This is a genomic window from Streptomyces sp. Tu 2975 (genome assembly GCF_009832925.1).
In the GTDB taxonomy this organism is placed as follows: domain Bacteria; phylum Actinomycetota; class Actinomycetes; order Streptomycetales; family Streptomycetaceae; genus Streptomyces.
In genome coordinates this window covers 5004037-5030738 of the sequence record NZ_CP047140.1, presented here as the reverse complement: position 1 = coordinate 5030738, position 26702 = coordinate 5004037, and the positions used below count along the sequence as shown (strand labels likewise).

Here is a 26702-nt window from a genome sequence, read left to right as displayed (position 1 = left end):
GGCCGTACCTCCGGGATGGAATCGGGTCGGCCCCCTGCCGTGGCCCGTACAGCAGTACGGTGTGCTGCATGCGCCCCGACACGCCTGCTGACCACATTGCCGAAGCCGAGCGCCTGCTGCGTACCGCCGAGCAGTATCCGGAGGACGCGGAACCGCTGCTCCTCCAGGCCGCAGCCCACCTGGAACTCGGCGGCGAACGCGGCCGTGCCTCCACCCTCTACGACCGCCTCCTGGCGTCCGAGCACCCCGAGCACCCGCTGCTCGTCAAGGCCCTCCAGGCCGCCAACCTCTGGGAGTACGGTCACGAGGCCGAGGCCCGCGCACTGATCAACGGCATCCGCTCCGCCGCGCCGACGGAGGCCGCGCCGTGGGAGATCGTCGCCGAGACGCTGGAGAACCACGACGAGCTCGAGGCCTCCCACGAGTGCTTCTCGACAGCGCTGTCCATCCTCCTCACCGAGGGCGAGGACGACGTCCCTTACGCGACGCGCTCCCTCCTCTCCGGCCGCCACCGCGTCCGCCGCCTGCTGGGCCGCCCCCACGACGAGTGGGACTCCCTGGCCGACCGGGTCCACTCGGGCCACACCCCCGACGTCTCCCTCGACGAACTCCACGACCCGAAGCGCCTGTGGGCGCTCGGCTCCGACAACCCGGCCGAACTGAAGGCCGAGATCGCCCGCCTCCGCTCCGAACTGGGCTCCTACCGTTCGGCCCTGTCCCGCCCCTTCCCGGTCGCGGTCCTCCACTGGCCGGAGGCGGAGCTCGACGAACTCCTCGAGGCGTATCCGCAGCTCGAGTCCGAGTACCCGACGCATCGGGCCCACCTCACGGACATCGAGGCCTCCCTGCGTGACCTGTCCGCGACGGGCACGCGGAACCTGGGCATCGTGACGGCGACGGTCCCCTCGTACGAGGCCTTCGCCGCCTCCGAGCAGTCCTCCCCCGCGAACGCGGACCTCCTCCCCCAGTACGCGACCACGCTGGCCGCCCGCGGCCGCGCGGTGACCTGGCCGCCGCCGAAGGGAGCGGCCTGCTGGTGCGGGTCGGGACGGACGTACGGGGAGTGCCACGGGGTGCCGGAGCTGTAGCCCGCGGTTCGCCGGACGCGAGGGCACGCGGCCTCGTCGGCGTCGCGTCCTCGCGTGCGCGCAGCCGCGAGCGGCGAAACGAGCGGGCCGTGCGCACCGACCGGGGTGGTCGGTGCGCACGGCCCGCTCGCGGTGCGGTGACGGGGCCGGTGCGGGGCCGGTTACGGATCCGGGGCCGGTCCCGTCGTCCCGTCGTCCCGTCGGGTCCGGGGGGTCGGTGGGTCAGGGGGCCGGGCAGTCGGTGGGTCCGGGGGGTCGGTGGGTCAGGGGGCCGGTGGGTCAGGGGCGTACGAGCAGCACGTTGCCGAGCGAACGCTGACCGGCGGCGTCAGACGGCCGGTTGACGATTCCCGAGCCCGCGGTCGCCATGACGCTGGATCCCCCGCCGTCGAGGTTCATCGCCTCACGCGCGCCGAGGGCCTTCATGAGCTCAGCGGTCCGCGCGATGCCGAGCCCCTCGCTGTATCCGGCCTGCCGGCCGTCGACGACCACGAGCATCATCCGGCCCTGCCCGTCGACACCGATCATCGACCGCGGGTTGCTGCGCACGGTCCAGTTGTAGGTGAAGGTCTGGTCCGTGCCCTCGCGGATCAGCCCGTCCGCCGCGGCGTTGACCGAGACCCTCCCGTCCCGCACCAAGGTCGGGCCGACCTGGAGGATGGTCGTGTCCGGGGTGAGCGCGACCCGGCGGCCCCGGCCGTCCTCCACCCGTTCTGTGACCGTCAGCCTCGTGCCGACGGTGGCGTGCTCGAGCAGCCAGCCGGCGCGGTCCCCGATGGCCTGTACGGTGGACCCGCCCGCGGGCACCGCCGCACCGCGCGAGGTGTTCACCGCGGTCACCCGGCCCGTCCCGTCGAGGACCACCTCGGCCCCGGCGCCGGTCGGGGTCCTGCCGAACTCCGGGGTGAAGCGCACGAGTTCGCTGCTGTCGGTGCACCGCACGTCGTGCTGCGGCCGCTCGGTGGGCAGGTCACCGCCCACACCACCGCAGTTCCAGATGTCGCCGGGCACCCGGTTGACGCCGTCGATCTCGACCGTCTCACCACCGGTCCGCAGCGTCACATGCGCCGTGAAGGTGTCCACGTCGACCGACCGGCCACCACGGGTGATCTTCACACCGCCCCGGCCCTGGGTCGCCGAGCCGAGCAGCTTGCCGTCCTTGACGTACAGACCGCCGGGGGCGTTGTTGTAGAACCACTGGCCGTTGACGCCGGCTATCGCGCCGGTCGCGGCCATGAGGTCGGTCAGCTTCTCCGTACCGTTCAGCGCCGGTCCGAAGTCGGTGCCCACGGTTCCGTCGAACGTGCGGAAGTCCACGCGCAGTACGTGCACCTTCTGCGGTGCGCCGATGTCGTTGCCGTCCTGCGCGGTGTAACGGGTGCCGCCCGCGAACCCGGCCGCCCTGACCCGGCTCAGCACGGCCGCCGCGTCCGCCTCGGCCGCGTACCGTCCGACCCGCACGGTCCATCCCAGCGTCCCGGCGGGCCGGTCGGCGTAGGCGGGGATCACGACCCGCTCCACTCGCGGAGCGAAGCCCTTCTCCCGTACCGCGTCGGCGACGCGGTCGGCGATCACCCTCGAACCCAGCGCCGTACCCGCGCTCTTGAGCGGTCCGTCGACGGTCGCCGGCAGATACACGTGCACGGTCCAGTGGTCGCCGGCGTCCCGCTTCCCCAGAGACATGGAGGTCAGCGTCACGCCTCGTCTCACGGTCGTGGTCCCGGACGCGGCGCCGAGAAGCAGTGACGGCGTCGCGGAACGGGCGCCGGAGACCACCGTCGGCGCCGCGAAGGACGCCGGTGCCGCGGCGGCTGCCCCGGCGGAGCCGGAGGCCCGCGGCGGCGAGGCCTCCGCGGTTGGAACGACCACGGCCGCGCCCACAACTGCCGCAGCCGCTGCCAGGATGGAGAGGGACTTTCGCTGCATGATCGTCCTTCAATCGTCGGAACTGTACGGCGAGGACAGTCAATTACCGCCAGATGTCCCGGGGCACAACTCCCGCAGCTGCTCGGTTGAAGGCACTCGTTCCTGCAGATGAATGCGGACGGCTGCGGAGCGGGCGGACCGCCCGCGTTCAGCACCGCGCGCCGGCTCGCCGTCCGCACCGTGCGGTGGGGCCGATGCGGCCGGCGGGCCCAAGGGGCGGCCGGGGCTCAGGGGTTACGCAAACCGGCCCGGGCAAGCACGAAGGCCCACGTGCAGGTGGATGTGATCCGCTTGCCCGCGGCCTCCGCGTCCTTCAACCACCGCAGCGCACGCGGGTGAGGCGCCTTCTCGGCGGCGACCACGAGCACGATGACGGTGTCGGCGTCACTGGCGTCGTCCCACCGGTACGGGGACGAGAGCCGGAACGGCTGCGCGGACCCGGAACCCGCCGTGACGGCAACTACATGCATGCGTCCGGTGCCTACGTCGACGGCTTGTCGGCTCAACTCGCTGTCCGGTAGGGCCCTTCATGCTCCGCAACGACCGGTGGCTCCTCGCGGGCGCCAGGCATCCGGTTGCTCCCGACCGAAGACGCCCACCCGGGCTCCTGTGGTGCCACGGCCGTCGGATCAGCGGCCCAGCGTCCGGGGATGCGGCCGGCGCCCACCCCGTGCACGGTCGATCTCCTCGGCGATCCGATCCGCCACCTGGGCGGGCGTCTCGTGCTCCCAGAAGCGCAGGACGACCCAGCCCGCGTCCTCGAGGTGCTTGGTGGTCTCGATGTCACGGGCGATGTTCTTGTCCAGCTTCTCCCGCCACCACGAGGCGTTCGCCTTCGGGCTCGTCGCGTGCTGCGGGCAGCCGTGCCAGAAGCAGCCGTCCATGAACACCGCGACACGGAGCCCGGGAAAGGCGATGTCGATGGTCCTTCTAGCCAGCCCGGGCACACGTCGTTGCAGGCGATACCGCAGGCCGGCGGCGTACAACAGGCGCCGCACGGCCATCTCGGGGTCGGTGTCCTTCCTCGCCTGCCGGCTCATGCGGGCCGAGACGCCGGTGGAGGAGGGAACGACGGTTGGACGGGTCACGCCGTCAAGGATGGCGCATGCGGGGTGACAGACCCCACGACGATCGAGACCTCATATCTGTGCAGCGCTCCCGGGACAACACACCTAAGCGCAGGCGAACGCTTATACGATATTGCCTATGCGTAGCCCTGCTTGGACCTGGGATGAGCTGATGCTGGCCTGCGCGCTGGTCGTGAAGAACGGCTGGCGCGAGCTCCGCACGGGAGACGCGGCTGTGCTGGAGCTTTCTGAGCTGCTCCGATCGCTGCCGCTCCACGAGGGCGTGGCCGCGGAACTGCCCTCTTACCGGTCGGTCGGCAGCGTGAGCCGCAAGACAACCGATCTGGCGACAAACCACCCCGCCTACCGAGGCAAGGCGACCAAGGGCGGATCCATGGATCACGCAGTTGTCCGGGCGTTCATCGAGCACGAAGAGGAGATGCTCATCGCCGCCCGTGCTGTGGAGGAGGGGATCAGCTCTGGTGAGCTGGCACTCATTGCACCCCAGCCCGACGAGGTGGCCGACGACGGATTGACGGCCCTCGAAGGCAGGCTGCTCGCCCGCTGGGCGCTCTCGCGCGAGAGGAGCACCAAGTTGCGGCGGCGGAAAATCGATGACGTGCTGCGGCGGGGACGCCCGCTTGAGTGCGAGGTGTGCCGTTTCAATTTCGGTCTACAGTACGGTCGACTCGGCGAGGGCTACATCGAAATTCATCACACTCTCCCTCTGCATATTTCGGGCCCCCGCGAGACGCGCATCGGTGACTTGGCACTTCTGTGCGCCAACTGCCACCGCATGTGCCACACCAGCTTTGGGGGAACGTCTTGGCGTACGCCTGCTGCGCTGATGACGGAGATCGCGCGCCTGTCGCAGCCATCGGCTCGTTCTCCTGTGCCCTAGAGAGAGGTCGACGAGGCCGGTTCAGATCACCCGGAACAGATCCGCCGCCGAGTGGACGTCTGTCAAGTCCTCGATGGCGCGGAGGTTGTCGCACAGCGCCTCCAGGACAGAACCGGCTTCGGCGGCGCCCGGGGCGCCGATGGCCAGGCCGAAGACCCGGAAGCCCAAGAGGTGCTTGGCGTCGTTCCAGCCGCGCATCCATTCCTCGGTGACGCCGCATTCGTCGTCGGTGATCATCACGATGTCGCCGCGCGTGCGGGCCGCGTCGTCGAACTCCTCACCCAGCAGGTCACTCGCCGCTGACAGCGGCGTCTGGTAGCTGGTGCCGCCGCCGAGGAAGGTCTCCGCGAAGTCGAGGACCCCGTAGACGTCGGCGGGCCGGTCGGCAGGGAAGCGGAAGACCTGGATCTTGTCGGCGGAGGAGAACAGGATGCCTACGAAGTCGCGCCCCGCATGGCGGGCCTGGTCCAGCAAAGCGAGGGCGCACGCCTTGGCCCACGCCTCGCGGGTGACTCCGCCGGGGCCCTCCACGTACATGGAGTGCGAGGTGTCCACGCACGCGACAATCGCGCCCCGGCCGGTGCTCTGCTCTCCCTGGCAGTCGTAGAGCATCAGTTCCCCGGCGGCGTAGCGCGCGGCGAACACCGCACGCAGCTCAGGCAGGCCGAGGTTGGCCAGCTCGGAGGGGATGACGCGGGAGAGGTCGTTGCCAAGTGTGACGCCGACCAGTTCACCGGCGGTGTTCTCCACCTTGCGGGCGCGTTCGCCGACGGCCATCTGCCGGAAGCGGCCGATCAGTTCGGCCCACTGGGCGAGACGGCCCGTGCGCAGCCGCTCGGCGAGTCGGGCGCGCTGGTCGAACGGCATGCGCTCCAGTTCGCCGGGGCCCACGCCCCATGCCCGCATCAGCGCGGCCTCCTGCCGCACGGCCTCGGCAGCCTTCGCCACCGCGGTCCGCGCTGCCGCACTGATACCGGGCTTCGCCGCGGCGACGGCCTGCGCGGTGGCTTGGGCGGCCCGCCGTGCCGCGGTCTCTGCGGCCTGGGCAGCGTCGATCGCCTGTTGTACGGCGACAGCGACCGGGGCCGGCACGGTGCCGTCCTCGTCGGCCTCGTCGGCGGCCTGCTGGAGCGCCTCACCCACGGCGGTCGCCGCGCTTTCGTAGTCCTGCTGGGCCTGCTTCGACTGCTCGGCCAGTTCCTGGGCGTCCCGTGAGTGTTCCAGCATCCGGCGCAGCGCGGCGGCCTGGGCGAGTACGGCCATGGCGGCGGCGTAGGGGTCGCCGACCGTCTCCCGGCGCAGCTCGGCGAGCTCGGGTGACTCCATGAGCGAGGTGACGACCTGGTGGTTGACCAGCCTGGACGGGTCCATCTCCGCGGGCTCGCGCAGCCGCGGGGCAACCTTGTAGGCGGCCAGGAACGCGTCGGTCAGGAGGTCGGTGGTGTGGTCGTCACGTGAGTCGAGCTCTTCGGCCAGCTCGCGCAGTCCGGCCGACTGCTCGTAGGTGTCGCGCCAGGCGATCCGGTCGAACCGGTCCGCGACCACCGCCGCCGTGTGCCGCTCGGGAGCGGCGGCGGACAGGCCCAGCCACTTCCCGGCCAGGCTCGTCAGCTCGCCCAGCTTGCCCAGCTCGACCCGTGCCTCGCCCGGCATGCTCGCTGTCCGACCCAGCTCGCTCGCCGGCTCGCCCGGCGATTCGCCCTGCCTGCCCGGCGATTCGCCCGACCTGCCCGGTACCTCTCCCGACCCGCTCCGTGTCTCGCCCATCCGGCCCGCCGGCTCTTCCATGGTCCTGTTCCCGGTGTTCAGAGCTGGGCCTGCACCATGCTCGCGTCCACGCCGAGGGCCTCGGTGAGAACGCGGGCGCGCAGGGCGCGCTGGCGGCCGGTGACCCGGTCGATCGCGGCGGTGGAGCGGCCGGCGCCCGCTGCCTCCTCACGCAGCTTCTCCAGCCGCTTCCCCGCCATGGCGAGCTTGTTGTGGGCCTTCTTGATGACCCACTCGCTCAGCGCCTCGCGGGACTGCCCGGCCATGGCGTCGAGCTGGGCCTCCAGTTCCTCGATGGTGTCGGCCAGGTCGAGCGCCTCCTTGGCGTCGGGGTTGACCAGTTGCAGCACCTCGCGTTCGACGGTCGGGCGTTCGGCGGGAGAGTCCCACAGCGCATGGGTCAGCACCGACAGGTTGGTCTCGGCGACCGCCGATCGGCCGTCGAGGTACGCGGACGCCTGGAGCAGGCGCACCGCCTGCCGCCAGCGGCGGTCGGAGGCGACGAGCTCCTTGCGGCGCAGGGCGGCCCGCAGCGTGCACACCGCGTCCACGATCAGGTCCGGAACGTCCACGGCCGGGACGGCTTCGGTCACGGCGTGCTGGAGCGCGGCCAGCTCGACCGTGGTCCGTGTGGGCGCGGCCGGGCGGCTGACGGCGGAGCGGACCAGTGCGGCGAAGTTCGAGGGGTCTGCCAGGTAGCCGACCTCGATCCGCACCAGCAGCCGGTCGTAGATCGCGGCCGTGTCCTCTCCGCCGGGCAGTTCGTTGCTCGCTGTGATGGCCCCGATCAAGGGGCAGCGGATCGGCTCGCCGCCGCTCTCGGGGTGGTAGATCCGCTCGTTGAGGTAGCCCAGCGTCTCGTTCAGCGCCGCCGTGGAGCACTTGAAGATCTCGTCGATGAACGCGACGTGCGCGGTCGTGGCGCGGCCGTCGTAGACCTGGCGGTACTCGCCCCGGGCCAGCGCGGCGACGTCGACGGGGCCGAACATCCTCGTCGGCGCGGTGAACTTCGACAGGAGGATCTCCCAGTAGGCCGCCCCGTCGATCCTGCTCGTGAGCTCCCGCGCCATCTCGGACTTCGCCGTCCCGGGCGGGCCGAGCACCAACGAGTGCTGCCCGGCCAGCAGCGTCACCACCAGCGTGCGGACCACGTCGGCCCGCTCGTAGAAGCGGTCCGACAGCTCGTCGCTGATCGCCCGCAGCCGCGCGGCCGTGTTCTGCGCGTCCGGTGCGTCCATGGCTGACTCCCTTCCTGCGACGCCCTCTGGCTCTGAGGAGACAATCCTCGACCCGGAAGCGACGACGCCGTGACACGTAGCTGAGGATGACAGCGGTTACGCCGGTCTGTTCCCAGAAGCGGTCCTTCGCCGGAGCAAGGACGACAAGCACAGGCCGGCGCCGGCAGGTCAGGCGACCGTCATACGGTAGATCTGCCGTGAGCCGCCCTCCGGACCCGGTTCCGTGGCCTCGGCCGGGATGAATCCCAGGCGTTCGTAGAAGACGCGGGCGCCGCTGGTGACGGCCCCGGGGTGGTCGGGGCCGAAGGTGACCACCTCGACCGTGGCCGGGCCGCTCCGTACGAACCGGTTCATGGCATCCGCCAGCAGCGCCTTGCCGACACCTCGGCCCCGAGCCTGTGACGAGACCACGAGCCAGTGGACGTGATGCGTCGGGTGGCTCGGGCCGAACAGGAGACCGCCGAGCAGGTCGGGACCGCCGGTGGTGGCGACGAGCGCGGTCGACCGGCCGATGTGCTCGGTCACCGCCTGTTGGAAGCCGGGGTCGTCGACCATCGGGCCGAACCAGTCCTCCACCTGTGCCGCCAGGCCCAAGTAGCCTTCGAAGTCGTCCTTCTGTGCCGCCCTGATCTCCATCAGGGAAGTCTGGCACGGCGCGTGCCGTCCCCCGTCTGCAGGGCTGACGGACGCAGGAGCCCGACGAAGGACGGACGCCGATCCGTCGATCCGCACGCGCCAGGACTGCCGGCCGTGGCTGACACTCCGGCCGCGGGGCCGTGCGCTGAGCGTGGTGTCCGTGCACCCGGCCGGTACGGTCGGCCCGTGCCGGGACGCAATACCGGACGCAATACCGGGACGCGGTACGGCGAGGTGCCGGCCGCGCGGGGCGACACGGGCCTGCCGTCCGGACGTGCCCACGGCGGTCCGCCCGCACCGGTCCCGGCCGTGCCGAGACGACCGAGGAGTACGTGAGACCTGATGCCCGCGAACGAGAACGACGCAGCCGGCACACCCACCACCCCCGAGGTGCCCGACACACCCGACGCACGTGACACCCCTACGTCGCCCCTCAGCCCTCCCGGCGCACGTGACACCTCCACGTCGCCCCTCAGCCCGGTGATCGTGAGCAGCGAACCCGGCTCGTTCCCCTGGGCCGTTCTGGCCGAACGCCACCCCGTGCTCATCCAGCAGGTGCGCGACGCGTTCCCCCTCGGGCCGGCGCAGCACGCCGCCCTCGACGCTCTGCTCGCCGAGGCCACCGAAGGCGTGATCGAGCCGCTCGGCGCCGACGCGCACGACCGTGAGCGGTGGGCCGCGTGGGGGCAGGGGTACTTCGGCCGGTCCTGGTTCGACGTGCCGTTCCTGTGGGCCGAGAGCTACTTCTACCGCAAACTCCTCGGCGCCCTCGGCCACTTCACTCCCGGCCCCTGGCAGGGCATCGATCCCTTCGGCCCTTTCAAGGCCGCCGAACTGGCCGGCAAGCTGGTGGACGAGGAGCTCGCCGCCCTCGACGAACTGTCCGGGCGGCCCGCGGACGTCCAGGCGTCGGCGCTGCTCCTGGGGTCCCTGTGGGGCAACCGCGCCGATCTCGGCTTCCGTATCGACTCCGGCGGCGCCCACGAGTCGACGGCCGCCGGCCGGGACTCGGGGCTGGTCGCCGACGAGAGTGCGGGGCTGTGGGCCCTCCTGCCGACCGGTGGCGCGGCGACGGTCCACCTCGTCGCGGACAACGCGGGCCGGGAGCTCATCCCCGACCTCGTCCTCATCGACCACCTGCTCCACTCGGAGCGCGCCGCGGAAGTGGTCCTTCATGTGAAGCCGCACCCGTACTACATCTCCGACGCGACCATGTCGGACGTCATCGACAGCCTGCGCCGGCTCGCCCATGCGCCCGCGGCCGGTTACGCCGCGGAGATCGGCCGACGCCTGTGGGCCGCGACGGCCGCCGGGCGGCTGACGATCCGCGCGCACGAGTTCTTCTGCGCCCCGTTCCCCTACAGCGCGATGCCCGACGATCTCCGGGAGCAGTTCACGGCCGCCACCGTGACCGTCCTCAAGGGCGACCTGAACTACCGCCGCCTCGTCGGTGACCAACTGTGGCCCCCGACCACACCCTTCCCGGAGCGGACCGCGTACTGGCCGGGCCCGGTCGCGGCGCTGCGCACCCTGAAGTCGGACGTGATCACCGGCCTGGACCGCGACGTCCTGGCCGCGCTCGAGGCGAGCGGGGAGGCGTGGCGCACCAGCGGCACCCATGCGTTGGTGCAGGTGGACGCCCGGTCCCGCTGAGTGTCAGCGATGGCTCGGCAACCGACCACCTCCCCCGGGCATTGTCAGTGCCCTGCGGCATCCTGCATCGCATGACACCGCACACCCTGACGGGCATCGAGAACGCGCTTCGCGCCTCCTGGGCGGCCGACACCTGCTCCCCCGACGACCAGGAGCGCGCACGGTGGAGCGCCGACAACCCGGCGTGGGGGCACTGCGACATAACGGCCCTCGTCGTGCACGACCTGCTCGGAGGGGAGCTCGTGGTCGGCGAGGTCCACCTGGCGGGTGAACCGCAGGGCTTCCACTGGTGGAACCGGCTGCCCGGCGGCTTCGCGGTGGACCTCACACGCGAGCAGTTCCGCCTGGGTCAGACGGTCACGGCCGGTCGGACCGTCCAGCGGCCCGCGGGGCGGACACGGCGGCGGTGGGAGGAGTACGAGTTGCTGCGCGACCGGGTCGCCGCGCGGCTGCCCGGTCTCCTCCCGGAGCCGTCGGTGGACAAGCCGGAGCGCGCGGCACCCGGGACGAGTGAGCCGGACCGCCGACCGGTCGCCCACGGCGGGCCGGACCCCCGGACCGCCCACGGCGGGCCGGACCCCCGGACCATCGACGCCCGCGAGCCCGAACGCCGGGCGTTCGACGCCGGCGGGCACCGGCTGTCGTACCTGGACTTCGGCGGGCCGGGCCGGCCGCTGCTCGCCCTGCACGGCCACTTCTGCGAAGGCCGTACGTTCACCGCGCTCGCCGCCGCGCTCGCCCCCGACTGGCGGGTCATCGCCCTGGACCAGCGCGGCCACGGCCGGTCGGACCGCACACCCGGGTACGACCGGGACGGCTACCTGGGGGACGCGGCGGCGCTCCTCGAACACCTCGGGCTGGACGGGGTCGTGGTGCTCGGGCACTCGCTCGGCGGGGTCAACGCGTACCAGCTCGCTGCCCGCCACCCGCATCTGGTGCGCGCGCTCGTCATCGAGGACGTAGGCGCGGTCGTGGCGGACGAGCTGTCGTTCTGCCTGTCCTGGCCGCGCCGGGCGCCGACACGCGCGGCCCTGGTCGAGGCGCTCGGGGACTCCGTCCGCTACCTGGCGGACGCGATACGGGAGCACCCGGACGGCTGGGGCCTCGCCTTCAACCCGCAGGACATGGTCACCTCGCACGGACAGGTCCGGGGCGACCACTGGGACGACTGGCTGGCGAGCGACTGCCCCACACTGCTCGTCCACGGCACGCACAGCGATGTGCTCGGCGCGGAGCAGGCGGCAGCCATGACCTCCCGCCGCAAGCACACCCGGCTCGTGTCACTCCCCACCGGTCACACCGTCCACGACACGGCTCCGGCGGACTTCGCCACGGCCGTACGGGAGTTCCTGGCCCGGCTGCCGTAGGCCAGGGGCAAGGGGTCGGGGGCAACGGGTGGAGGGCAACGGGCCGGGGCAAAGGACCCGGCCGTCACGCCTCCGACTTGATGAGCTTGCCGTCCGCCGCGACCACGAACCACTCGCCGTCCAGCCCCTGGCCGTTCACATCGCCGGCGGTCACATCGCCGACGTAGTAGTACAGCGGCCAATCGCCGTACACCGCCTGCTCCGCGCCCGCGCCGAGCTTGATCTCCTTCAGCAACGAAGCGTCCGTGCCCTCGCCGGCCGTCACGTCCTTGGCGGAGATCAACGCCGGCCAGACGGCGATGCAGTCGGAATCACAGTTGGCCTGGCCCGGCTTGTCCTTGGTGAACCCGTACAGCGTGCGGCCCTGGTCGTCGACGAGGATCGTGCCGAGGTCCGACTCCGCGGTCCTGATCGAGATGGAGGGGGCGGGTTGCTGCTTCGGCGGTGCCGCGTCCGCGGACCCGTCGGCGGCGGGCTGCTCCCCTTCCGGTGCCTCCGCCGGGGTTCCCGCCGGGGACTCGGCCTGCGGCTGGTCCGCCGGCTGCCCGGCGGCCCCGTACGACGAGCCCGAGCCGCCGGAGTCCTCGCACGCGGTCGCGGTGAGCAGCGCCAACGCCATCAGCGGGGCTGCGATCAGGGCCTTGGTGCGGCCAGGGTTCCGGGTCCTGCGCATGGTCGTGTCCCTCGGCTTCCGGGTGTGGACAGCTGTGCGTACGGCGGGTGGTACGGCCTCAACTGACCTGCTGTTCAATCGGATTCAGCGAATTTCTCAATTGAACGGGCCGCCCGGGCAACGCGTACAAGACCCCGACCGACCACGACCGGTCGGCCCAGAATGAGAGGTTCATCCGCAATGCACAAGCGCACTCTCGCCGTGCCGGCCGCCGCCCTCGTGCTGGCCGTGGCCGGTGTCGTCCCAGCCGTCGCGCACGACAGCCACGGAGGGGAGCGAAGCAGCACGCACACCGCTGCCACGTTCACCAAACCCAGCCACGGCAAAGCCGTCACCTTCGCCGTCGTCATGACCGGAGCACACGAGGTGCCCGACGCGAGCGGGGCAGCCGTGAACGACACCGACGGGAAGGCGGTCGCCCTGATGCAGGTGAAGGGCGACCGGGTGGTCTTCGCGATGCAGTGGCAGGGCTTCGTACCGAGCCAGGGCCACATCCACGAGGGCGCCGCAGGGCAGAACGGCGACGTGAAGGTGCCACTGTTCGGCACCGCGATGCCCGAGTCGCTGCACTCGGCGGCGGGCCACACGACCCTCACCGACGCCGCGCTCGCCAAGAGCCTGATCGAGCACCCCTCCGGGTTCTACATGAACCTGCACAGCGAGGAGTTCCCCGGCGGAGCCGTGCGCGGCCAGCTGAGGCAGCTCCACGAGAACATCAACCCGCTCCACATCATCAAGGGCGGCAAGCTGCGCGCCCTGGCCAACGGTGCCCAAGAGGTCGCCAACAACGACGCGACGAAGGTCAACGACCGGGACGGGAAAGCGGTGACGTTCCTGCACCCCAAGGGAACGACCGTCGACTTCTCGCTCGCCTGGGCGGACATCAAGGCGCCCGCCGCCGCCCACATCCACAAGGGCGACTTCGGCAAGAACGGCGACGTGGTGCTGGGCTTCTTCGACAAGCCGATACCGGAGGGCCTGTTCGCCGTCTCCGGCCGGCTGCACGACCAGGACGCCGGGGTGGTCAAGGAGATCCGTGACAATCCGTGGGGCTTCTACTCCAACATCCACACGGAGGAGTTCCCCGACGGTGCGGTCCGGGGCCAGCTCTTCCACTAGGACGAGGACGTTCCAGGCTCTGGAACGTCACGACCGAACGACCGAACAACCAAACGACGGCACGGCGGCACGGCTTCCCGACGACACCCGGAGACACAGGCCGCACGTCGGTACGACGACAGGCGAAAGCGCGAGAGGCGGCAGCAATGGCCAGGGTTCCCGCAGCGGCGGTGGCGGCAGGCGGACTCGTCGGCGGGTACGGAGTCGCCCGCTGGACCAGGAAGCGGCCCCTCGGCGGCGTCGCCCTCGCCGCGGCGGGGGCCGTGGCCGCCCGGCAGTGGCATCAGGACGCCGGGCCGAAGGCGGCGGCCGGGCTGAGCGCCGCGTACGTCGCCGCGTTCGCCGGGTCGCACCCGCTCGCCAAGAGGGTCGGCGCATGGCCCGCCGTGTTCACGGTGGCCGCCGGAGTGGCGCTGGCCTCGTGGACGGTCACCCGGCGCAGCGGCTGACCCGGCGCGGGGACGAGCCCGGGCGGCGTCCCGCACGGGCTTTGGCGCAGGTGACGGGACGGGGTCCCGAAAAGGTGCGGCCCGGGCTGAACGCCGGCCGCACCCCGCACGTATTCATCCGTACCTCCCCAAGAGGCGTTGGGCGCGTGACCGTCGGGCAGGGACCGGTCACGCGCCCAGCGCATGCGCCACGGTGTAGATGAGCAGGCCGGCCAGCGCGCCGACCACCGTGCCGTTGATGCGGATGAACTGCAGGTCGCGGCCGATGTGCGCCTCGATCTTCCGGGAGGTGTGCTCCGCGTCCCAGCCGGCGACGGTGTCCGAGATGAGCGACGTGATCTCGCCGCGGTACGTGGTCACCACGTACACCGCGGCATCCTCCACCCAGCCGTCCACCTTCGCCTGGAGCCGGCTGTCCGTCGCCAGGCGCGAGCCCAGCGACAGCAGCGACGCGCGGGCCCGCAGACGCAGCTCGCTGCGGTCGTCCTCGGCCGCCGAGATGATCATCGCGCGTACGGAGGACCAGACCGACGCGATCACGTCCTGGACCTCGGAGCGTGCCAGCAGCTCGGACTTCATGCGCTCGACGCGGGCGCGGGTGTCCGTGTCCGACTGGAGGTCGGCGGCGAAGTCCCCGAGGAACCGGTCGATCGCGCCGCGTGCGGGATGGCCGGGCATGTCGCGCATCTCGGTGACGAAGCGCAGCAGCTCCTTGTAGACGCGCTCGCCGATCTTCTTGTCCACGAAGCGCGGCGTCCAGCCCGGGGCCCCGCCCTCGACCGCGTCCATCACCGAGTCGGAGTGGAAGACCAGCCAGTCGTGGGCCCGGGTGCAGACCAGGTCGACGGCACGGTGGTGCGCGCCGTCGGCGACGACCTTCTGGAGCGTCTTCCCTATGCCGGGCGCGATCTCGACGGCCTCCGCGCGGCGGGTGATCGCCTCGCCGACGACCGCCTGCACGTCGGAGTCGCGCAGCACGGTCAGCGCGCCGCGCAGGGCGGTGGACAGCTCGGCGGTGACCCGGTCGGCGTGGGCGGGCTGGGCGAGCCACGCGCCGAGCCGGCTGCCGATGCCGACGGCCCGGAGCCGTACGCGCACGACGTCGGCGGAGAGGAAGTTCTCGCCGACGAACGAGCCGAGCGAGGCGCCGAGCTGGTCCTTCTTGTTCGGGATGATCGCGGTGTGCGGGATCGGGATACCGAGGGGGTGGCGGAACAGGGCCGTGACGGCGAACCAGTCGGCCAGCGCGCCGACCATGCCGGCCTCCGCCGCGGCCGCGACGTAACCGGCCCAGCCGCCGAGGCCCTCGTTCTTCGCCCAGGTGGCGAGGACGAAGACGAGCGCGACGCCCAGCAGCAGACCGGTCGCGGTCGTCTTCATCCGCCGCACACCGCGCCGCTTCTCCTCGTCGGCCTCCGTGTACGCGAAGGCGGGCAGCGCCGTCGACGCCGCGACCCCGGCCTTGGGCCGGCCGGGCCCTGCGGCACCGTCGTCCGGACCACCTCCGGGCGTTGCGCCGCCTCCCACGGCTCCGCCCCGCACGGCCCGGTCGGGACCGCCCGGCTCATCCGGTTCTGTACGTTCCATCCGCTCCACCCGTCCGTGCTGCGTCCGCACGCAATGTCCCTACCACTCGTCCCTACATCAGGTACTCCCGGGCGGCACATCGAGTTCCCGTGCCATGCCGGATGATGTGTCCATGAACAAGCGTCAGGGGTATGTGAACCTCGCTGCCCTCATGGCCACGATCGCCCTCATATGTGGCGGTATCTACCTCGGTGTCGGCACGGTCAAGCAGGGACCCGAGGTCCGTACGCCCCGTCCGCGACGCCGGTGTGGATCGGCACCTGGTCCGCGAGCCCCGTCTCCGCCGCGCCGGCCACCTCGGCCGTCGGCGGGCCCAGCGGCCGCGCGGGCCGTTCCGTGCGGAACGTCGTGCACACCAGCATCGGCGGCACCGCGGCCCGCGTCACCTTCTCCAACGTCTACGGCACACAGCCGCTGCTGATCACCGGCGCGTCCCTCGCGGTGCGCGCCGGCGACGGGGCCGCCGCCGTGGCCGGCACCCTGCGCCGGATCACCTTCGGCGGGGCGCGGGAGGCGACTGTCGGCCCGGGCGGGCAGATCGTCAGCGACCCCGTCGTGCTGCGGATCCCCTACGACGGCGACCTGCTGATCTCCGTCCACACCCCGGCGCCCGGCGGCCCGGTCACCACCCACCCGCACGCCGTCCAGACGTCCTACCTGGCGGACGGCGACCTGGCGCAGGACGAGAGCGGCGACGCGTTCACGACGCAGGTCCGCTCCTGGCACCACATCACCGCCGTCGACGTGCTGACCGCCCAGGCGCGCGGCGCGATCGTCGCCGTCGGCGACTCGATCACCGACGGCGTCACGGCGACCCCCGACCACGACAACCGCTGGCCCGACGTCCTCGCCGACCGGCTCGGCGGCCGCTACGGCGTCCTCAACCAGGGCATCAGCGGCAACCGGCTCCTCGAGTACGGGCGCGGCCCCAGCACCCTGGACCGCTTCGACCGCGACGTCCTGGCCCGGTCCGGCGCCCGTACCGTGATCGTCGCCATCGGCATCAACGACGTCCTGCGCGCACCCCATGCCCCGACCGCCGTCGACGTGACCGCGGGCCTGACCGAGCTGGCGGACCGCGCCCACGCCCGAGGATGGCGCGTGATCGGCTCCACGCTGGCACCCTGTGGCGGACACCCGCGCTGCACGGCCGCGGCCGACGCCGAACGCCTGAAGATCAACACGGCGATCCGCAGGGGCGGCATCTTCGACGCGGTCGTCGACTTCGACCGGGCGCTGCGCGATCCGTACGCGCCGCGGAGACTGCGGCCGATGTACGACTCGGGGGACCACCTGCATCCGAGCGACGCGGGCTTTGCCCGGATGGGGCGCGCGGTCGATCTGGCAACGCTGTAGCGGAACGCCGGGCAGTGGGCGCTGTGTGCCCGGCAACTGAAGGCCCCGCCGGCGATCGAGGCGCGGGGGTCCGGGGGCAGATCCCCCGGTTACGGGAAGGGCCGGGATGGGGAAACGGCCCCGCGCAGCGGCCACGCCCTCGGCGGCGTCACAGCCCGCCGCCCAGTTCCTTCCGCCCGTCGCCCCCCTTGCCGAGCTTCCGCTCGCGCTCCCGATCCGCCCGCTCCGCCTTGAGACGCTGCTTCTCCGCCCTGGTGAGCTTGCGTTCCACGCCCACGCCGCCCATCAGGGCCAGTCCTCTGATGATCACGCGGGGCGCGCCCGGGTCGGGGTCCGCCTCCACGCTGCCGTGCTCGTCGAAGCCGCCCATCAGGCCGATGCCCCTGACCTCCACGTTCAGGCCGGGCGGGACGACGACCTGGACGCCGCCCATGATCGCGACGCAGTCGATCACGGTCTCGCGGTCCTCGAACCGGGCCTCCCGCAGGTCCAGCTCGCCGCCGCCCATCAGCGTGAACGCCGTGAACCTGCGGCCGACCGTCCATGTCCCCCGGCGCGAGAAGCCGCCCCAGAACGAGAACGCGCCGCTCGACGTCGCGGGGCCGCCGACCCGCCCTGCCCAGGAGGCGCGTGCCGGTGTCGTGGTGGACGCCGCGCCGGACGTCGTGCCCGGCGCCGGGAGGTCCCGTACCAGCGGCTCCAGGTCACCGTGCGTACGCGCACGGTAGGCGGCGTCCAGGCGCTGGTCGAACTCCTCCATGTCGAGGCGGCCCTCGGCCACGGCGTCCCGCAGCCGCTCGGCGACCCGCTCCCTCTCGGCATCGGAGGCACGCATCTCAGGGAGTTCGCTCGTCATACCGTCAGCCTAGTCAAGCGAGCGGCCCGGCAGAACGTTCCGCGTACATCTTCGCGATCACCGCTTCGATGTCCGGCTCCCGCACCGACAGGTCCACCAGCGGGTACCGTTCGGCCAGCGCCGCGACCAGCGGCGCCGCGGAGACGGAGGCGGGGAAGGCCAGCCACTGCCGCGGCCCCTCGACCTTCAGCGTCCGCGCCGACCCGATCTCGATCGGCGGCAGTTCCCGCTCCAGGTCCACGACCAGGGTGCGCTCGCTCTCGCCCACCTCGTGCAGCCCGGCCAGGGGCCCGTCGTACATGAGCCGCCCGTGGTCGATGACCATGACCCGCTTGCACAGCTGCTCGATGTCGGTCAGATCGTGTGTGGTGAGCAGGACCGTCGTGCCGCGTTCCGCGTTCAGGTCCCGCAGGAACCCCCGCACCTTTGCCTTGGAGATCACGTCGAGGCCGATGGTCGGCTCGTCCAGGTACAGCACTTCAGGGTCGTGCAGCAGCGCCGCGGCGATGTCGCCCCGCATCCGCTGCCCCAGTGAGAGCTGACGCACCGGCACGTCCAACAGCTCTGCCAGGTCCAGCAGTTCGACGCAGCGGTCCAGGTTCTCCCGGAAGGTGGCGTCGGGGATGCGGTACATGCGGTGCATGAGGCGGTACGAGTCGCGAAGCGGCAGGTCCCACCACAGCGTCGTCCGCTGGCCGAACACCACGCCGATCCGCTGCGCCAGCCGTGTCCGTTCCCGCGACGGGTCGATGCCCGCGACCCGGAGCCGGCCGCCGCTGGGCGTGAGGATGCCGGTGAGCATCTTGATCGTGGTGGACTTGCCGGCGCCGTTCGGGCCGATGTAGCCGACCATCTCGCCGCGCGGGACCGTGAAGCTGATTCCGTCCACCGCCCGCACCTGGTACTTCTCCCGGCGCAGCCGCCCGACCTTGCGCCGGACGTCGAAGACCTTCTCGACGCCGTCGAGTTCGATGAAATCCACTGTGTCCTCAGCTTCCGGTACTGCGGTACGAACGGAGTCCTACCCGCCAGGCCAGTCCGGCGAGCCCGAGGCAGCCCGCGGCGACGACGGGCGGCAGCAGGGCGAACCAGTCGGGCAGGCCGAGCGGGTCCTCACGGCCCAGCACGTACAGCGACGGCATCCAGTTGACGAAGGCCAGCGGCACGACGAACGTCACCCCGCGCACCAGGTCCTTCGCGAAGATCGACGGCGGGTACTGAAGCAGCGTGTTCCCGCCGTACGTGAAGGAGCTCTGCACCTCGGCCGCGTCCTGCGCGAAGAACTGGAACGCGCCGCCCGCCACGAACACCGACGCGAAGATCGCCCCGCCGCACAGCAGCATCAGCGGCACCATCGCGGCCTTGGCCGCCGTCCACTCGACGTCGAGGGTCCACAGCGCGTACGCGAGCACCATCAGGCCCTGCGTCACCCGGCCGAGCCGGCGCAGCGCGAACCGGTCCGCGGCGACCTGCGCGAGCACCGGCACGGGCCGCACCAGCAGCGTGTCCAGGGTACCGTCGCGCACCCGCCGCCCGAGCCGGTCCATCGAGCCCATCACCAGGTCGGCGAGGCCGAAGGCGGTGCTGGTGGTCCCGTACAGGAACGCGATCTCGGGCAGCGAGTAGCCGCCCAGCGCGTCGACGTGCAAGAACATGAGCAGGATCGCGACGAAGTCGAACGCGGTGGCCGCGAAGTTCCCGAGCGTCGTCATCGCGAACGACGCGCGGTAGGCCATCGTCGAACGCACCCACATGGCCACGATCAGCCCGTACGCCCTGAGCGCGTCAGCCACCCTGGACCACCACCCTGCGGGTCGCCACGGACTGCAGCATCCGTCCGGCCGCGAGCAGCGCGAGCGCCCAGCCGCCCTGGAAGGCGTACACCTGGACCAGGTCCCAGCCGGTGTGCTTGCCGAGGAACACGTCGGCGGGCACCTGCAGCAGCGACGACCAGGGCAGTGCCCGCGCGACCTCGCCCAGCAGGCCGGGGAACAGGCTCAGCGGCAGCAGCATCCCCGAGAAGAAGAGTCCCGCCAACCAGCACATCTGCATCACCCCGGCGCCGTCCATCAGCCAGAACGCCGACAGCGACACCAGGAACCGCACCGCGAAGCTCACCACCACGCCGAGCGCCACGGACAGCAGGAACGCCGCCCAGGTCCACGGCGATCCGGGCAGTGCCAGGTCGAACGCCAGGGCGCCGAGCACCATCGGCACGATGCCCCGTCCGAGCAGATGGAAGGCGGCCCGCCCCAGGTCGCCCGCGAGCCACCAGAGTTGAAGGTCGGCGGGGCGGTAGAGGTCGATGGCGATGTCGCCGGTACGGATCCGCTCGATCAGCTCGTCCTCGAAACCGCCGCCCATCATGGCGCAGGTCATCAGCAGCGCCTGTCCCAGCCACACATAGGTGAGCGCTTCCGACTGGTCGTACCCGCCGAGCTGCGGACGTTCGTCCCACAGGGCGATATAGGTGTACGCCAGGACGAAGCCGAAAACGGTGTTGGTGAACACCCCTGCCGCCGTCGCCACCCGATACGTCGCATAGCGCCGGAACCCTCCCGCTGCGACGACCACGTAAAGCCGCACAGCCGCTCCCCCTCCACACGTCCGTCCAGGCACCAAAGCGCACGACCCTAGCCCAGGGCGACTGGCCATCGCGAGGGGATTTACGACGCCAGAGGCGCCCGGATACGGGGGTTATCGATCCAAAAAGTGCAGTATGTGTGCCATGAGCGACGAGCCGCAGCAGCAGGGCCGGACACCCCGGGACGCGACGGCAGCCGACCCGCCCGACACGGACAAGCGGCCCGGCGCGGAGAACGGCCCCGACGACACGGACGAGGCCCCCGGGGAGGACGAAACCCCCGAGGCGGACGAGGCACGCGCCGACGACGAGGCACGCGCAGACGAGGACAGCGGCGACGACGAGGAACCCGCCACGGACAAAGCCGCCCCGCGGGCGAGGACCCCGACGGCGACGAGGAACCCGACGGACCGGCCCCCTCCACGCACACGGCACACGCCGGGGCCACGGCGACCGCCACGGTGAACGTCCGCAAGAAGAAGGGCCGCGCCTCCCGCCCCAAGCGCACCGGCTGGCGGCGCGCCGTCCCCACCTGGCGCGTCACACTCGGCGCCCTGCTCTTCACCTCACTGCTCGTCATCGGCGGCCTCGTCACCGGCTACCTGCTCGTCGACATCCCGCCCGCCAACGCCGCGGCCACCGCCCAGACCAACGTCTACCTCTACGAGGACGGCACCCACATCGCCCGCGACGGCGATGTCAACCGCGAGAACGTCGCCCTCGACAAGATCCCCCTCCCCGTCCGGCACGCCGTACTCGCCGCCGAGGACCGCGACTTCTACAGCGCGCCCGCCATCGACCCGGTGGCCATGGTGCGCGCCGCCTGGAACACCGTCACCGGCAAGGGCAAACAGTCCGGCTCCACCATCACCCAGCAATACGTGAAGAACTACTACCTCGGCCAGGAACAGACCATCACCCGCAAGGTGAAGGAGTTCTTCATCGCGATCAAGCTCGGCCGCAACCAGAGCAAGAACGAGATCCTCGAGGGCTACCTCAACACCAGCTACTTCGGCCGCAACGCCTACGGCATCCAGGCCGCCGCCCACGCCTACTACGGCAAGGACGTCCAGGACCTCGACATCGCACAGGGCGCCTACCTCGCCTCCCTCCTCAACGCGCCCAACGCCTACGACGTCGCCACCTACCCCGAGAACAAGCAGGCCGCGCTGTCCCGTTGGAAGTACGTCCTCGGCGGCATGGTGAAGGAGAAGTGGCTCAGCGCCGAGGACCGGGCGAACCTGACCTTCCCGATGCCGGAACGGGCGAAGCCCGTCAGCGGACTCTCCGGACAGGGCGGCTACATCGTCCAGGCCGTCAAGGAGTACCTCGCGGCACGCGGCATCCTCGACGAGAAGACGCTCGCCACCGGCGGCCACCGGATCACCACCACACTCCAGCGCGGCAAGCAGGACGCACTCTCCGCCGCCGTCGACGAGCAGGTGAACTCGGAACTCGACAGCGAGCGCGAGGCCGACCGCAACGTCCGCGTCGGCGGCGTCTCGGTCGAACCGGCCACCGGCAGAGTCGTCGCCATGTACGGCGGCATCGACTACACCAAACAGTTCGTCAACAACGCCACCCGCCGCGACTACCAGGTCGGCTCCACCTTCAAACCGTTCGTCATCGCCGCCGCCGTCGAGAACCGCTCCACCACCCAGGACGGCCACCCCATCAACCCCAACACCGTCTACGTCGGCGACAGCAAACGCCCCGTCCAGGGCTGGAGCGGCGCACGCTACGCCCCCGAGAACGAGGACGACGTCTCCTACGGGCCCATCCCCGTCCGCAGAGCCGCCGACGAATCCGTCAACGCCGTCTTCGCACAGATGGCGGTCGACGTCGGCCCCTCCCGCGTCATGAACACCGCCATCGCCCTCGGCATCCCCCGGACCACCCCCGACCTCAGCCCTCCCCCTCCATCGCCCTCGGCCCCGCCACCGCCAGCGTCCTCGACATGGCAGGCGCGTACGCCACCCTCGCCAACCACGGCAGACACACCCGCTACACACTCGTCGAGAACATCACCAAGAACGGCACCGAAGTCCCCCTCCCCGAACCGGACACCGAACAGGCCGTCAGCCGCGAGGCCGCCGACACCACCACCGCCGTCCTGCGCGGTGTCGTCGACGGCGGCACCGGCTCCGCCGCCCAGTCGGCCGGCCGCCCCGCCGCCGGCAAGACCGGCACCGCGGAGGAGGACCGGGCCGCCTGGTTCGCCGGCTACACCCCCGAACTGGCCACCGTCGTCGCCGTCATGGGCCAGAACCCGAAGACCGGCGCCCAGACACCGCTGTACGGGGCGCTGGGCATGTCACGCATCAACGGCGGCGGCGCGCCCGCCCAGATCTGGGGCCAGTACACGGCCGCCGCCCTCGAAGGCACCCCCGTCCAGGGCTTCGACCTGCGCCTCGCGCCCGGCTCGAACGAGCCACCGCCGGGACAGCGGGACCCCGAGAACCCGGAGTCCGGCAACCCCGAGGACCCCTACCGGCCCCGCGACCCCGGCGAGCAGGCCGGCAACGGGCGCGACGGCGGCCCCTACGGAGACGGCGACGCGGGCAGCCGCCCCGGCGCCGGCGAACGAACCGCACCCGGCCCCGCGGCACCGTCCGGGCAGACCCCCCGCACACCGAACGGCGCCGGCAGCCCCACCAACCCCGTCGCACCGGCCGCCCCCGCCCCGGCGACCCCCGCGATCGGCTCCACCGGAGCGGCCGCCCCGCCCCACTGACCCCGCCGGCCCGGCGGAACCCGGCAACCTCGGGGGCTCACCGGCCCGCAGCGGCTCAGTGCCCCGAGGTCGCCTTGAGACCGACCACCGCGACCAGCAGCAGACACACGAAGAAGATCCGGGCGGCGGTCACCGGCTCGTCCAGCACCAGCATGCCGACCACGGCCGCACCGGCCGCACCGATCCCGACCCACACCCCGTAGGCCGTACCGATCGGCAGGGACTTCGCCGCATACGACAGCAGCAGCATGCTCGCGACGATCCCCGCACCGGTGAACACACTCGGCCACAGTCTGGTGAAACCCTCGGTGAACTTCATACCGATCGACCAGCCCACCTCGAGCAGACCGGCGACGACAAGCAGGACCCAGGCCATGACGGCACCTCCGAGACGCGGAACAACGCGAACAACAACGGGGTGCGTCGTCTTTTCCTACCCGGTACGGCGCGTCTCGTCGGGGCCCCTCCAACGTAGCAAAAGGCGCCCCCAGGGCAGACGAAAGGGCCGGTGACCTCCGCCACCGGCCCTGCCTGCCGCCGCGCCCCGGGAAAGCCCGCTGCACCCGCTACAGATACAGCCCCGTCGAGTCCTCCGAACCCTGGAAACGGTCCGCCGCCACCGCGTGCAGATCCCGCTCCCGCATCAACGCGTACGCAACGCCCCGCACCTCGACCTCCGCCCGGTCCTCCGGGTCGTACAGCACCCGGTCCCCGGGCTCCACCGTCCGCACGCTCTGCCCGACCGCGACCACCTCGGCCCAGGACAGACGCCGGCCCACCGCGGCGGTCGCCGGGATGACGATGCCACCGGTGGAACGCCGCTCACCCTCCGGGATGTCGGTCCTCACCAGCACACGGTCGTGCAGCATCCGGATGGGCAGCTTATCGTGCTGGGGACTGTGCTCATGGCTCTTGGCGCTCACGCGACGAACCTACCTGCCACGGACGCCCCCACGGGCCACAGGGTCACAAACGGCGCCTGCGCGCCGACATGGCGAGCAGACCCACCAGACCGACCGCCACCAGCGCCACCGGCACCAGCCGCTCCAGCCTCGGCGACCCGTCGTCGGACACGAACTGCGCCTTCACGTCCGAGACGGACCGGTTCACCGCGACGAAAGCACGCCCCGCCGTCCGGTCCACCGTCGAGGCGACCTTGGCCTTAGCGTCACCGATGACCGTCTTCGGGTGCACACGCACACCGATCTCGTCGAGCGTCTCGGCGAGCCGCTCGCGCCTGCGGACGATGTCCGCCTCGATCTGCGCAGGGGTCCTGGCATCCGACACCGCGCTGCCTCCGTGGTCGTGTCCGGTAATCCTTCGTCGACAGTCTGTCAGCTCACCCGCCACCGCACCCGACGGCACCCCCATTACGCTCGACGCCGTACGCCCCGAAGCACACCGAGGAGAACCATGAGCGAGCGACTCCAGCCCGGCGACACCGCCCCCGCCTTCACCCTTCCCGACGCCGACGGCAACGAGGTCTCGCTCGCGGACCACAAGGGCCGCAAGGTGATCGTGTACTTCTACCCCGCCGCGCTCACCCCAGGCTGCACCAAGCAGGCCTGCGACTTCACCGACAACCTCGAGCTGCTGGCCGGAGCCGGCTACGACGTCATCGGCGTGTCGCCGGACAAGCCGGAGAAGCTGGCCAAGTTCCGCGAGAAGGAGGACCTCAAGGTCACGCTCGTCGGCGACCCCTCCAAAAAGGTCCTTGAGGCATACGGCGCATTCGGCGAGAAGAAGCTCTACGGCAAGACGGTGACCGGCGTGATCCGCTCCACCGTCGTCGTCGACGAGGAGGGCAAGGTCGAGCGCGCCCTGTACAACGTCAAGGCCACCGGCCATGTCGCGAAAATCATCAAGGACCTCGGCGTCTGAGCCGCGACCCATTCCCCTTTCCGCACCCTTCCTGACCGCTCGCACACTTTGTGACCGAAGTCCCGTTCGCGTGGGACTTCGGTTTGCGGTCGGCGCGAGAGAGCAGACGATTCTCTTGCAAGAGGAGTCCAGGAAAGGAAACAGGTCATGGCGGAAAGCGGCCAGGAACCGACGGCCGATCCCGCAGCGATCAAACGCCACCCCGTCCTCTTCCGCACGATCAAACAGCGGAGGAACCCCAAACTGCGGCGGACCGACATCACGGTCACCGATGAAGCGGCGGTAAGGCGCGCGGTGAAAGCCGCCTCGCTCGGCAACGCCATGGAGTGGTTCGACTTCGGGATCTACAGCTACCTCGCCGTCACCATCGGCCATGTCTTCTTCCCCTCCGGGAACGACACGGTCCAGCTGCTCTCCTCCTTCGCGACCTTCGCCGTCGCCTTCCTCGTTCGCCCGCTCGGCGGCATGGTCTTCGGCCCTCTGGGCGACAAGATCGGCCGCAAGAAGGTGCTCGCAGCGACGATGATCATGATGGCGATCGGCACGGGCGCCATCGGCCTGATCCCCTCGTACGCCACCATCGGATTCTGGGCACCCGCCCTCCTGATCCTCTTCCGCCTCGTACAGGGCTTCTCCACCGGCGGCGAGTACGGCGGCGCGTCCACCTTCATCGCCGAGTACGCCCCCGACAAACGACGCGGCTTCTTCGGCAGCTTCCTCGAACTCGGCACACTCGCCGGCTACGTCGGCGCGGCCGGACTGGTCACCCTCCTCACCGCATGGCTCGGCAGCGACACCATGGAGGCCTGGGGCTGGCGGCTGCCCTTCCTCGTCGCCGCACCACTGGGCCTGGTCGGTGTCTACCTGCGACTGAAGCTCGACGAGACCCCGGCCTTCCAGAAACTCGAAGCGGAGTCCGCGCACGCCTCGGAGGCGGCCGACACCGTCGAGACGACGGCCACCGGCGACCTCGCCGACATCTTCCGCACGTACTGGCCGACGCTGATCCTCTGCATCGCCCTCGTCGGCGCGTACAACATCACCGACTACATGCTGCTGTCGTACATGCCGACGTACCTGTCCGACGAGCTCGGCTACAGCGAGACGCACGGCCTGCTCATCCTGATCGGCGTCATGGTCTTCCTGATGGCGATCATCAACCAGGTGGGCCGCCTGAACGACCGCTACGGCCGCAAACCCCTGCTCATGGCGGGCATGCTCGGCTTCCTCTTCCTGTCGGCACCCGCGTTCCTGCTGATCGGCCAGGGAAGCATCCTGGCGATCTCCGCGGGCATGCTGATGCTGGGCCTGTCCCTGGTCTGCCTGCTCGGCACGATGTCCGCGGCCCTGCCGGCGCTGTTCCCCACCCACGTCCGGTACGGCTCCCTCTCCGTCGGCTACAACCTCTCCGCCTCCCTCTTCGGCGGCACCACCCCCCTGGTGATCACGGCACTGATCAGCCTCACGGGCAGCAACCTGATGCCGGCGTACTACGCCATGGCAGCGGCCCTCGTCGGCGTGATCGCGGTGGCGTGCATGAAGGAGACGGCCCAGATGCCCCTGGCGGGCTCGCCCCCGTCGGTGAGCACGAAGGAGGAGGCCGCGGACATGGTCCTGGCCCAGGCCCCCGATCCGAAGTTCTGACCGCTTCACGACGGGCGGCCCGCCCGGCAATTAGGGCGGGCTGTTCCGTTTATCGGCAGTAACCGTCCGATAAACAATTCGTTACTCCGTACGAGACCGCGAACACGCGGTCGGGGACGGAGGGGACGGTGCCGGTGAAGTACACGCGAGAGTTGCTCGCTGAAGCGGCTCGAGAT

General features: G+C 71.1%; 25 protein-coding genes, 1 pseudogene and 1 riboswitch. Of the genes and pseudogenes, 11 read left to right on the top strand and 15 right to left on the bottom strand.

Annotated elements, in window-relative coordinates:
- Positions 1-68 precede the first annotated feature (68 nt).
- Entirely contained in the window at positions 69-1088 is a 1020-nt protein-coding gene (locus GLX30_RS22310) for an SEC-C domain-containing protein (RefSeq protein ID WP_159691693.1), read from the top strand.
- A 279-nt stretch (positions 1089-1367) separates the two neighbouring features.
- On the opposite strand, the gene GLX30_RS22305 is transcribed toward GLX30_RS22310, so the two are convergent.
- The 3 genes from GLX30_RS22305 to GLX30_RS22295 all read right to left on the bottom strand — a co-directional run bounded on the left by GLX30_RS22305 (position 1368) and on the right by GLX30_RS22295 (position 4102).
- Positions 1368-3014 (bottom strand): phosphodiester glycosidase family protein, encoded by a 1647-nt coding sequence (locus GLX30_RS22305; protein WP_159691691.1) that lies wholly within the window; start codon positions 3012-3014, stop codon positions 1368-1370.
- 227 nt (positions 3015-3241) lie between these two features.
- Positions 3242-3484 carry a hypothetical protein gene (locus tag GLX30_RS22300; protein WP_208545459.1) on the bottom strand — a complete coding sequence of 81 codons (243 nt, stop codon included), beginning with the start codon at positions 3482-3484 and terminating at the stop codon, positions 3242-3244.
- Between the two features lie 159 nt (positions 3485-3643).
- Positions 3644-4102, bottom strand: a complete 459-nt coding sequence (locus tag GLX30_RS22295) for a very short patch repair endonuclease (RefSeq protein WP_244258253.1) — start codon at positions 4100-4102, stop codon at positions 3644-3646.
- 118 nt (positions 4103-4220) lie between these two features.
- On the opposite strand from GLX30_RS22295, the gene GLX30_RS22290 reads away from it, so the two are divergent.
- Complete coding sequence (locus GLX30_RS22290) at positions 4221-4982, top strand: HNH endonuclease (protein ID WP_159691689.1); 762 nt, start codon at positions 4221-4223, stop codon at positions 4980-4982.
- A gap of 21 nt (positions 4983-5003) precedes the next feature.
- Here GLX30_RS22290 and GLX30_RS22285 read toward each other — a convergent pair whose 3' ends face one another.
- The 3 genes from GLX30_RS22285 to GLX30_RS22275 form a co-directional block, all read right to left on the bottom strand.
- Positions 5004-6635 carry a VWA domain-containing protein gene (locus GLX30_RS22285; RefSeq protein WP_159695175.1) on the bottom strand — a complete coding sequence of 544 codons (1632 nt, stop codon included), beginning with the start codon at positions 6633-6635 and terminating at the stop codon, positions 5004-5006.
- 152 nt (positions 6636-6787) lie between these two features.
- A complete protein-coding gene (locus GLX30_RS22280) occupies positions 6788-7987 on the bottom strand; it encodes an AAA family ATPase (RefSeq protein WP_159691687.1) in 1200 nt (399 codons plus the stop codon).
- Positions 7988-8155: 168 nt separating this feature from the next.
- A complete protein-coding gene (locus GLX30_RS22275) occupies positions 8156-8623 on the bottom strand; it encodes a GNAT family N-acetyltransferase (RefSeq protein WP_159691685.1) in 468 nt (155 codons plus the stop codon).
- Between the two features lie 342 nt (positions 8624-8965).
- On the opposite strand from GLX30_RS22275, the gene GLX30_RS22270 reads away from it, so the two are divergent.
- Together GLX30_RS22270 and GLX30_RS36230 are read left to right on the top strand one after the other, a co-directional pair.
- Positions 8966-10276 carry a damage-control phosphatase ARMT1 family protein gene (locus GLX30_RS22270; protein ID WP_244258252.1) on the top strand — a complete coding sequence of 437 codons (1311 nt, stop codon included), beginning with the start codon at positions 8966-8968 and terminating at the stop codon, positions 10274-10276.
- Positions 10277-10347: 71 nt separating this feature from the next.
- Positions 10348-11643, top strand: a complete 1296-nt coding sequence (locus tag GLX30_RS36230) for an alpha/beta hydrolase (RefSeq protein ID WP_347879782.1) — start codon at positions 10348-10350, stop codon at positions 11641-11643.
- 64 nt (positions 11644-11707) lie between these two features.
- On the opposite strand, the gene GLX30_RS22255 is transcribed toward GLX30_RS36230, so the two are convergent.
- Complete coding sequence (locus GLX30_RS22255) at positions 11708-12316, bottom strand: hypothetical protein (RefSeq protein ID WP_159691683.1); 609 nt, start codon at positions 12314-12316, stop codon at positions 11708-11710.
- A gap of 180 nt (positions 12317-12496) precedes the next feature.
- Between GLX30_RS22255 and GLX30_RS22250 the strand changes: the two genes are divergently transcribed.
- Both GLX30_RS22250 and GLX30_RS22245 read left to right on the top strand, forming a co-directional pair.
- Positions 12497-13435 (top strand): CHRD domain-containing protein, encoded by a 939-nt coding sequence (locus GLX30_RS22250; RefSeq protein ID WP_159691681.1) that lies wholly within the window; start codon positions 12497-12499, stop codon positions 13433-13435.
- A gap of 146 nt (positions 13436-13581) precedes the next feature.
- A complete protein-coding gene (locus tag GLX30_RS22245) occupies positions 13582-13884 on the top strand; it encodes a hypothetical protein (RefSeq protein ID WP_159691679.1) in 303 nt (100 codons plus the stop codon).
- 168 nt (positions 13885-14052) lie between these two features.
- Here GLX30_RS22245 and GLX30_RS22240 read toward each other — a convergent pair whose 3' ends face one another.
- Positions 14053-15471, bottom strand: coding sequence for a DUF445 domain-containing protein (locus tag GLX30_RS22240; protein ID WP_244258251.1), 1419 nt, complete (start codon positions 15469-15471; stop codon positions 14053-14055).
- Between the two features lie 246 nt (positions 15472-15717).
- Here GLX30_RS22240 and GLX30_RS22235 point away from each other — a divergent pair, with 246 nt between their 5' ends.
- Entirely contained in the window at positions 15718-16827 is a 1110-nt protein-coding gene (locus GLX30_RS22235; RefSeq protein WP_244258250.1) for an SGNH/GDSL hydrolase family protein, read from the top strand.
- Positions 16828-16975: 148 nt separating this feature from the next.
- Here GLX30_RS22235 and GLX30_RS22230 read toward each other — a convergent pair whose 3' ends face one another.
- From GLX30_RS22230 to GLX30_RS22215, 4 genes are read right to left on the bottom strand one after another with little or no spacing between them, the layout of a single operon-like run.
- Positions 16976-17683, bottom strand: coding sequence for a DUF1707 domain-containing protein (locus tag GLX30_RS22230; protein ID WP_159691675.1), 708 nt, complete (start codon positions 17681-17683; stop codon positions 16976-16978).
- Positions 17684-17696: 13 nt separating this feature from the next.
- The gene (locus GLX30_RS22225; protein WP_159691673.1) at positions 17697-18665 is read right to left on the bottom strand and encodes an ATP-binding cassette domain-containing protein; all 969 of its coding nucleotides are present in this window, start codon (positions 18663-18665) and stop codon (positions 17697-17699) included.
- A gap of 7 nt (positions 18666-18672) precedes the next feature.
- On the bottom strand, positions 18673-19476 hold the full coding sequence (locus GLX30_RS22220; RefSeq protein ID WP_244258249.1) for an ABC transporter permease: 804 nt from the start codon (positions 19474-19476) through the stop codon (positions 18673-18675).
- Positions 19469-20269: an ABC-2 family transporter protein gene (locus GLX30_RS22215; RefSeq protein ID WP_159691671.1), complete on the bottom strand. Its 801-nt coding sequence runs from the start codon at positions 20267-20269 to the stop codon at positions 19469-19471. Before GLX30_RS22215 ends, GLX30_RS22220 begins: the two co-directional genes overlap by 8 nt.
- A gap of 142 nt (positions 20270-20411) precedes the next feature.
- On the opposite strand from GLX30_RS22215, the gene GLX30_RS22210 reads away from it, so the two are divergent.
- The gene (locus tag GLX30_RS22210; protein WP_159691669.1) at positions 20412-20732 is read left to right on the top strand and encodes a hypothetical protein; all 321 of its coding nucleotides are present in this window, start codon (positions 20412-20414) and stop codon (positions 20730-20732) included.
- A 23-nt stretch (positions 20733-20755) separates the two neighbouring features.
- Positions 20756-23001: pseudogene (locus GLX30_RS22205) on the top strand (transglycosylase domain-containing protein); the annotation flags it as partial.
- Positions 23002-23056: 55 nt separating this feature from the next.
- Here GLX30_RS22205 and GLX30_RS22200 read toward each other — a convergent pair.
- The 3 genes from GLX30_RS22200 to GLX30_RS22190 all read right to left on the bottom strand — a co-directional run bounded on the left by GLX30_RS22200 (position 23057) and on the right by GLX30_RS22190 (position 24288).
- Positions 23057-23377 (bottom strand): multidrug efflux SMR transporter, encoded by a 321-nt coding sequence (locus GLX30_RS22200; RefSeq protein ID WP_159691667.1) that lies wholly within the window; start codon positions 23375-23377, stop codon positions 23057-23059.
- A gap of 41 nt (positions 23378-23418) precedes the next feature.
- Positions 23419-23488: riboswitch (guanidine-III (ykkC-III) riboswitch) on the bottom strand.
- Between the two features lie 79 nt (positions 23489-23567).
- A complete protein-coding gene (locus GLX30_RS22195) occupies positions 23568-23924 on the bottom strand; it encodes a co-chaperone GroES (protein ID WP_005317038.1) in 357 nt (118 codons plus the stop codon).
- Positions 23925-23967: 43 nt separating this feature from the next.
- Positions 23968-24288: a DUF3618 domain-containing protein gene (locus GLX30_RS22190; RefSeq protein ID WP_159691665.1), complete on the bottom strand. Its 321-nt coding sequence runs from the start codon at positions 24286-24288 to the stop codon at positions 23968-23970.
- Positions 24289-24414: 126 nt separating this feature from the next.
- Here GLX30_RS22190 and bcp point away from each other — a divergent pair, with 126 nt between their 5' ends.
- Together bcp and proP are read left to right on the top strand one after the other, a co-directional pair.
- Positions 24415-24882 carry a thioredoxin-dependent thiol peroxidase gene (gene bcp, locus GLX30_RS22185; protein ID WP_159691663.1) on the top strand — a complete coding sequence of 156 codons (468 nt, stop codon included), beginning with the start codon at positions 24415-24417 and terminating at the stop codon, positions 24880-24882.
- A gap of 147 nt (positions 24883-25029) precedes the next feature.
- Positions 25030-26526: a glycine betaine/L-proline transporter ProP gene (gene proP, locus GLX30_RS22180; protein WP_159691661.1), complete on the top strand. Its 1497-nt coding sequence runs from the start codon at positions 25030-25032 to the stop codon at positions 26524-26526.
- Positions 26527-26702 lie beyond the last annotated feature (176 nt).

Coding starts and splice junctions, on each gene's coding strand:
- GLX30_RS22255 (WP_159691683.1), bottom strand. CDS start 12,316: ATGCGCAGGACCCGGAACCCTGGCCGCACCAAGGCCCTGATCGCAGCC.
- GLX30_RS22200 (WP_159691667.1), bottom strand. CDS start 23,377: ATGGCCTGGGTCCTGCTTGTCGTCGCCGGTCTGCTCGAGGTGGGCTGG.
- GLX30_RS22270 (WP_244258252.1), top strand. CDS start 8,966: ATGCCCGCGAACGAGAACGACGCAGCCGGCACACCCACCACCCCCGAG.
- GLX30_RS22230 (WP_159691675.1), bottom strand. CDS start 17,683: ATGACGAGCGAACTCCCTGAGATGCGTGCCTCCGATGCCGAGAGGGAG.
- GLX30_RS22305 (WP_159691691.1), bottom strand. CDS start 3,014: ATGCAGCGAAAGTCCCTCTCCATCCTGGCAGCGGCTGCGGCAGTTGTG.
- GLX30_RS22310 (WP_159691693.1), top strand. CDS start 69: ATGCGCCCCGACACGCCTGCTGACCACATTGCCGAAGCCGAGCGCCTG.
- GLX30_RS22245 (WP_159691679.1), top strand. CDS start 13,582: ATGGCCAGGGTTCCCGCAGCGGCGGTGGCGGCAGGCGGACTCGTCGGC.
- GLX30_RS22210 (WP_159691669.1), top strand. CDS start 20,412: ATGAGCGACGAGCCGCAGCAGCAGGGCCGGACACCCCGGGACGCGACG.
- GLX30_RS22290 (WP_159691689.1), top strand. CDS start 4,221: ATGCGTAGCCCTGCTTGGACCTGGGATGAGCTGATGCTGGCCTGCGCG.
- GLX30_RS22280 (WP_159691687.1), bottom strand. CDS start 7,987: ATGGACGCACCGGACGCGCAGAACACGGCCGCGCGGCTGCGGGCGATC.
- GLX30_RS22285 (WP_159695175.1), bottom strand. CDS start 6,635: ATGCCGGGCGAGGCACGGGTCGAGCTGGGCAAGCTGGGCGAGCTGACG.
- proP (WP_159691661.1), top strand. CDS start 25,030: ATGGCGGAAAGCGGCCAGGAACCGACGGCCGATCCCGCAGCGATCAAA.
- GLX30_RS22240 (WP_244258251.1), bottom strand. CDS start 15,471: ATGGAACGTACAGAACCGGATGAGCCGGGCGGTCCCGACCGGGCCGTG.
- GLX30_RS22250 (WP_159691681.1), top strand. CDS start 12,497: ATGCACAAGCGCACTCTCGCCGTGCCGGCCGCCGCCCTCGTGCTGGCC.
- bcp (WP_159691663.1), top strand. CDS start 24,415: ATGAGCGAGCGACTCCAGCCCGGCGACACCGCCCCCGCCTTCACCCTT.
- GLX30_RS22300 (WP_208545459.1), bottom strand. CDS start 3,484: ATGCATGTAGTTGCCGTCACGGCGGGTTCCGGGTCCGCGCAGCCGTTC.
- GLX30_RS36230 (WP_347879782.1), top strand. CDS start 10,348: ATGACACCGCACACCCTGACGGGCATCGAGAACGCGCTTCGCGCCTCC.
- GLX30_RS22275 (WP_159691685.1), bottom strand. CDS start 8,623: ATGGAGATCAGGGCGGCACAGAAGGACGACTTCGAAGGCTACTTGGGC.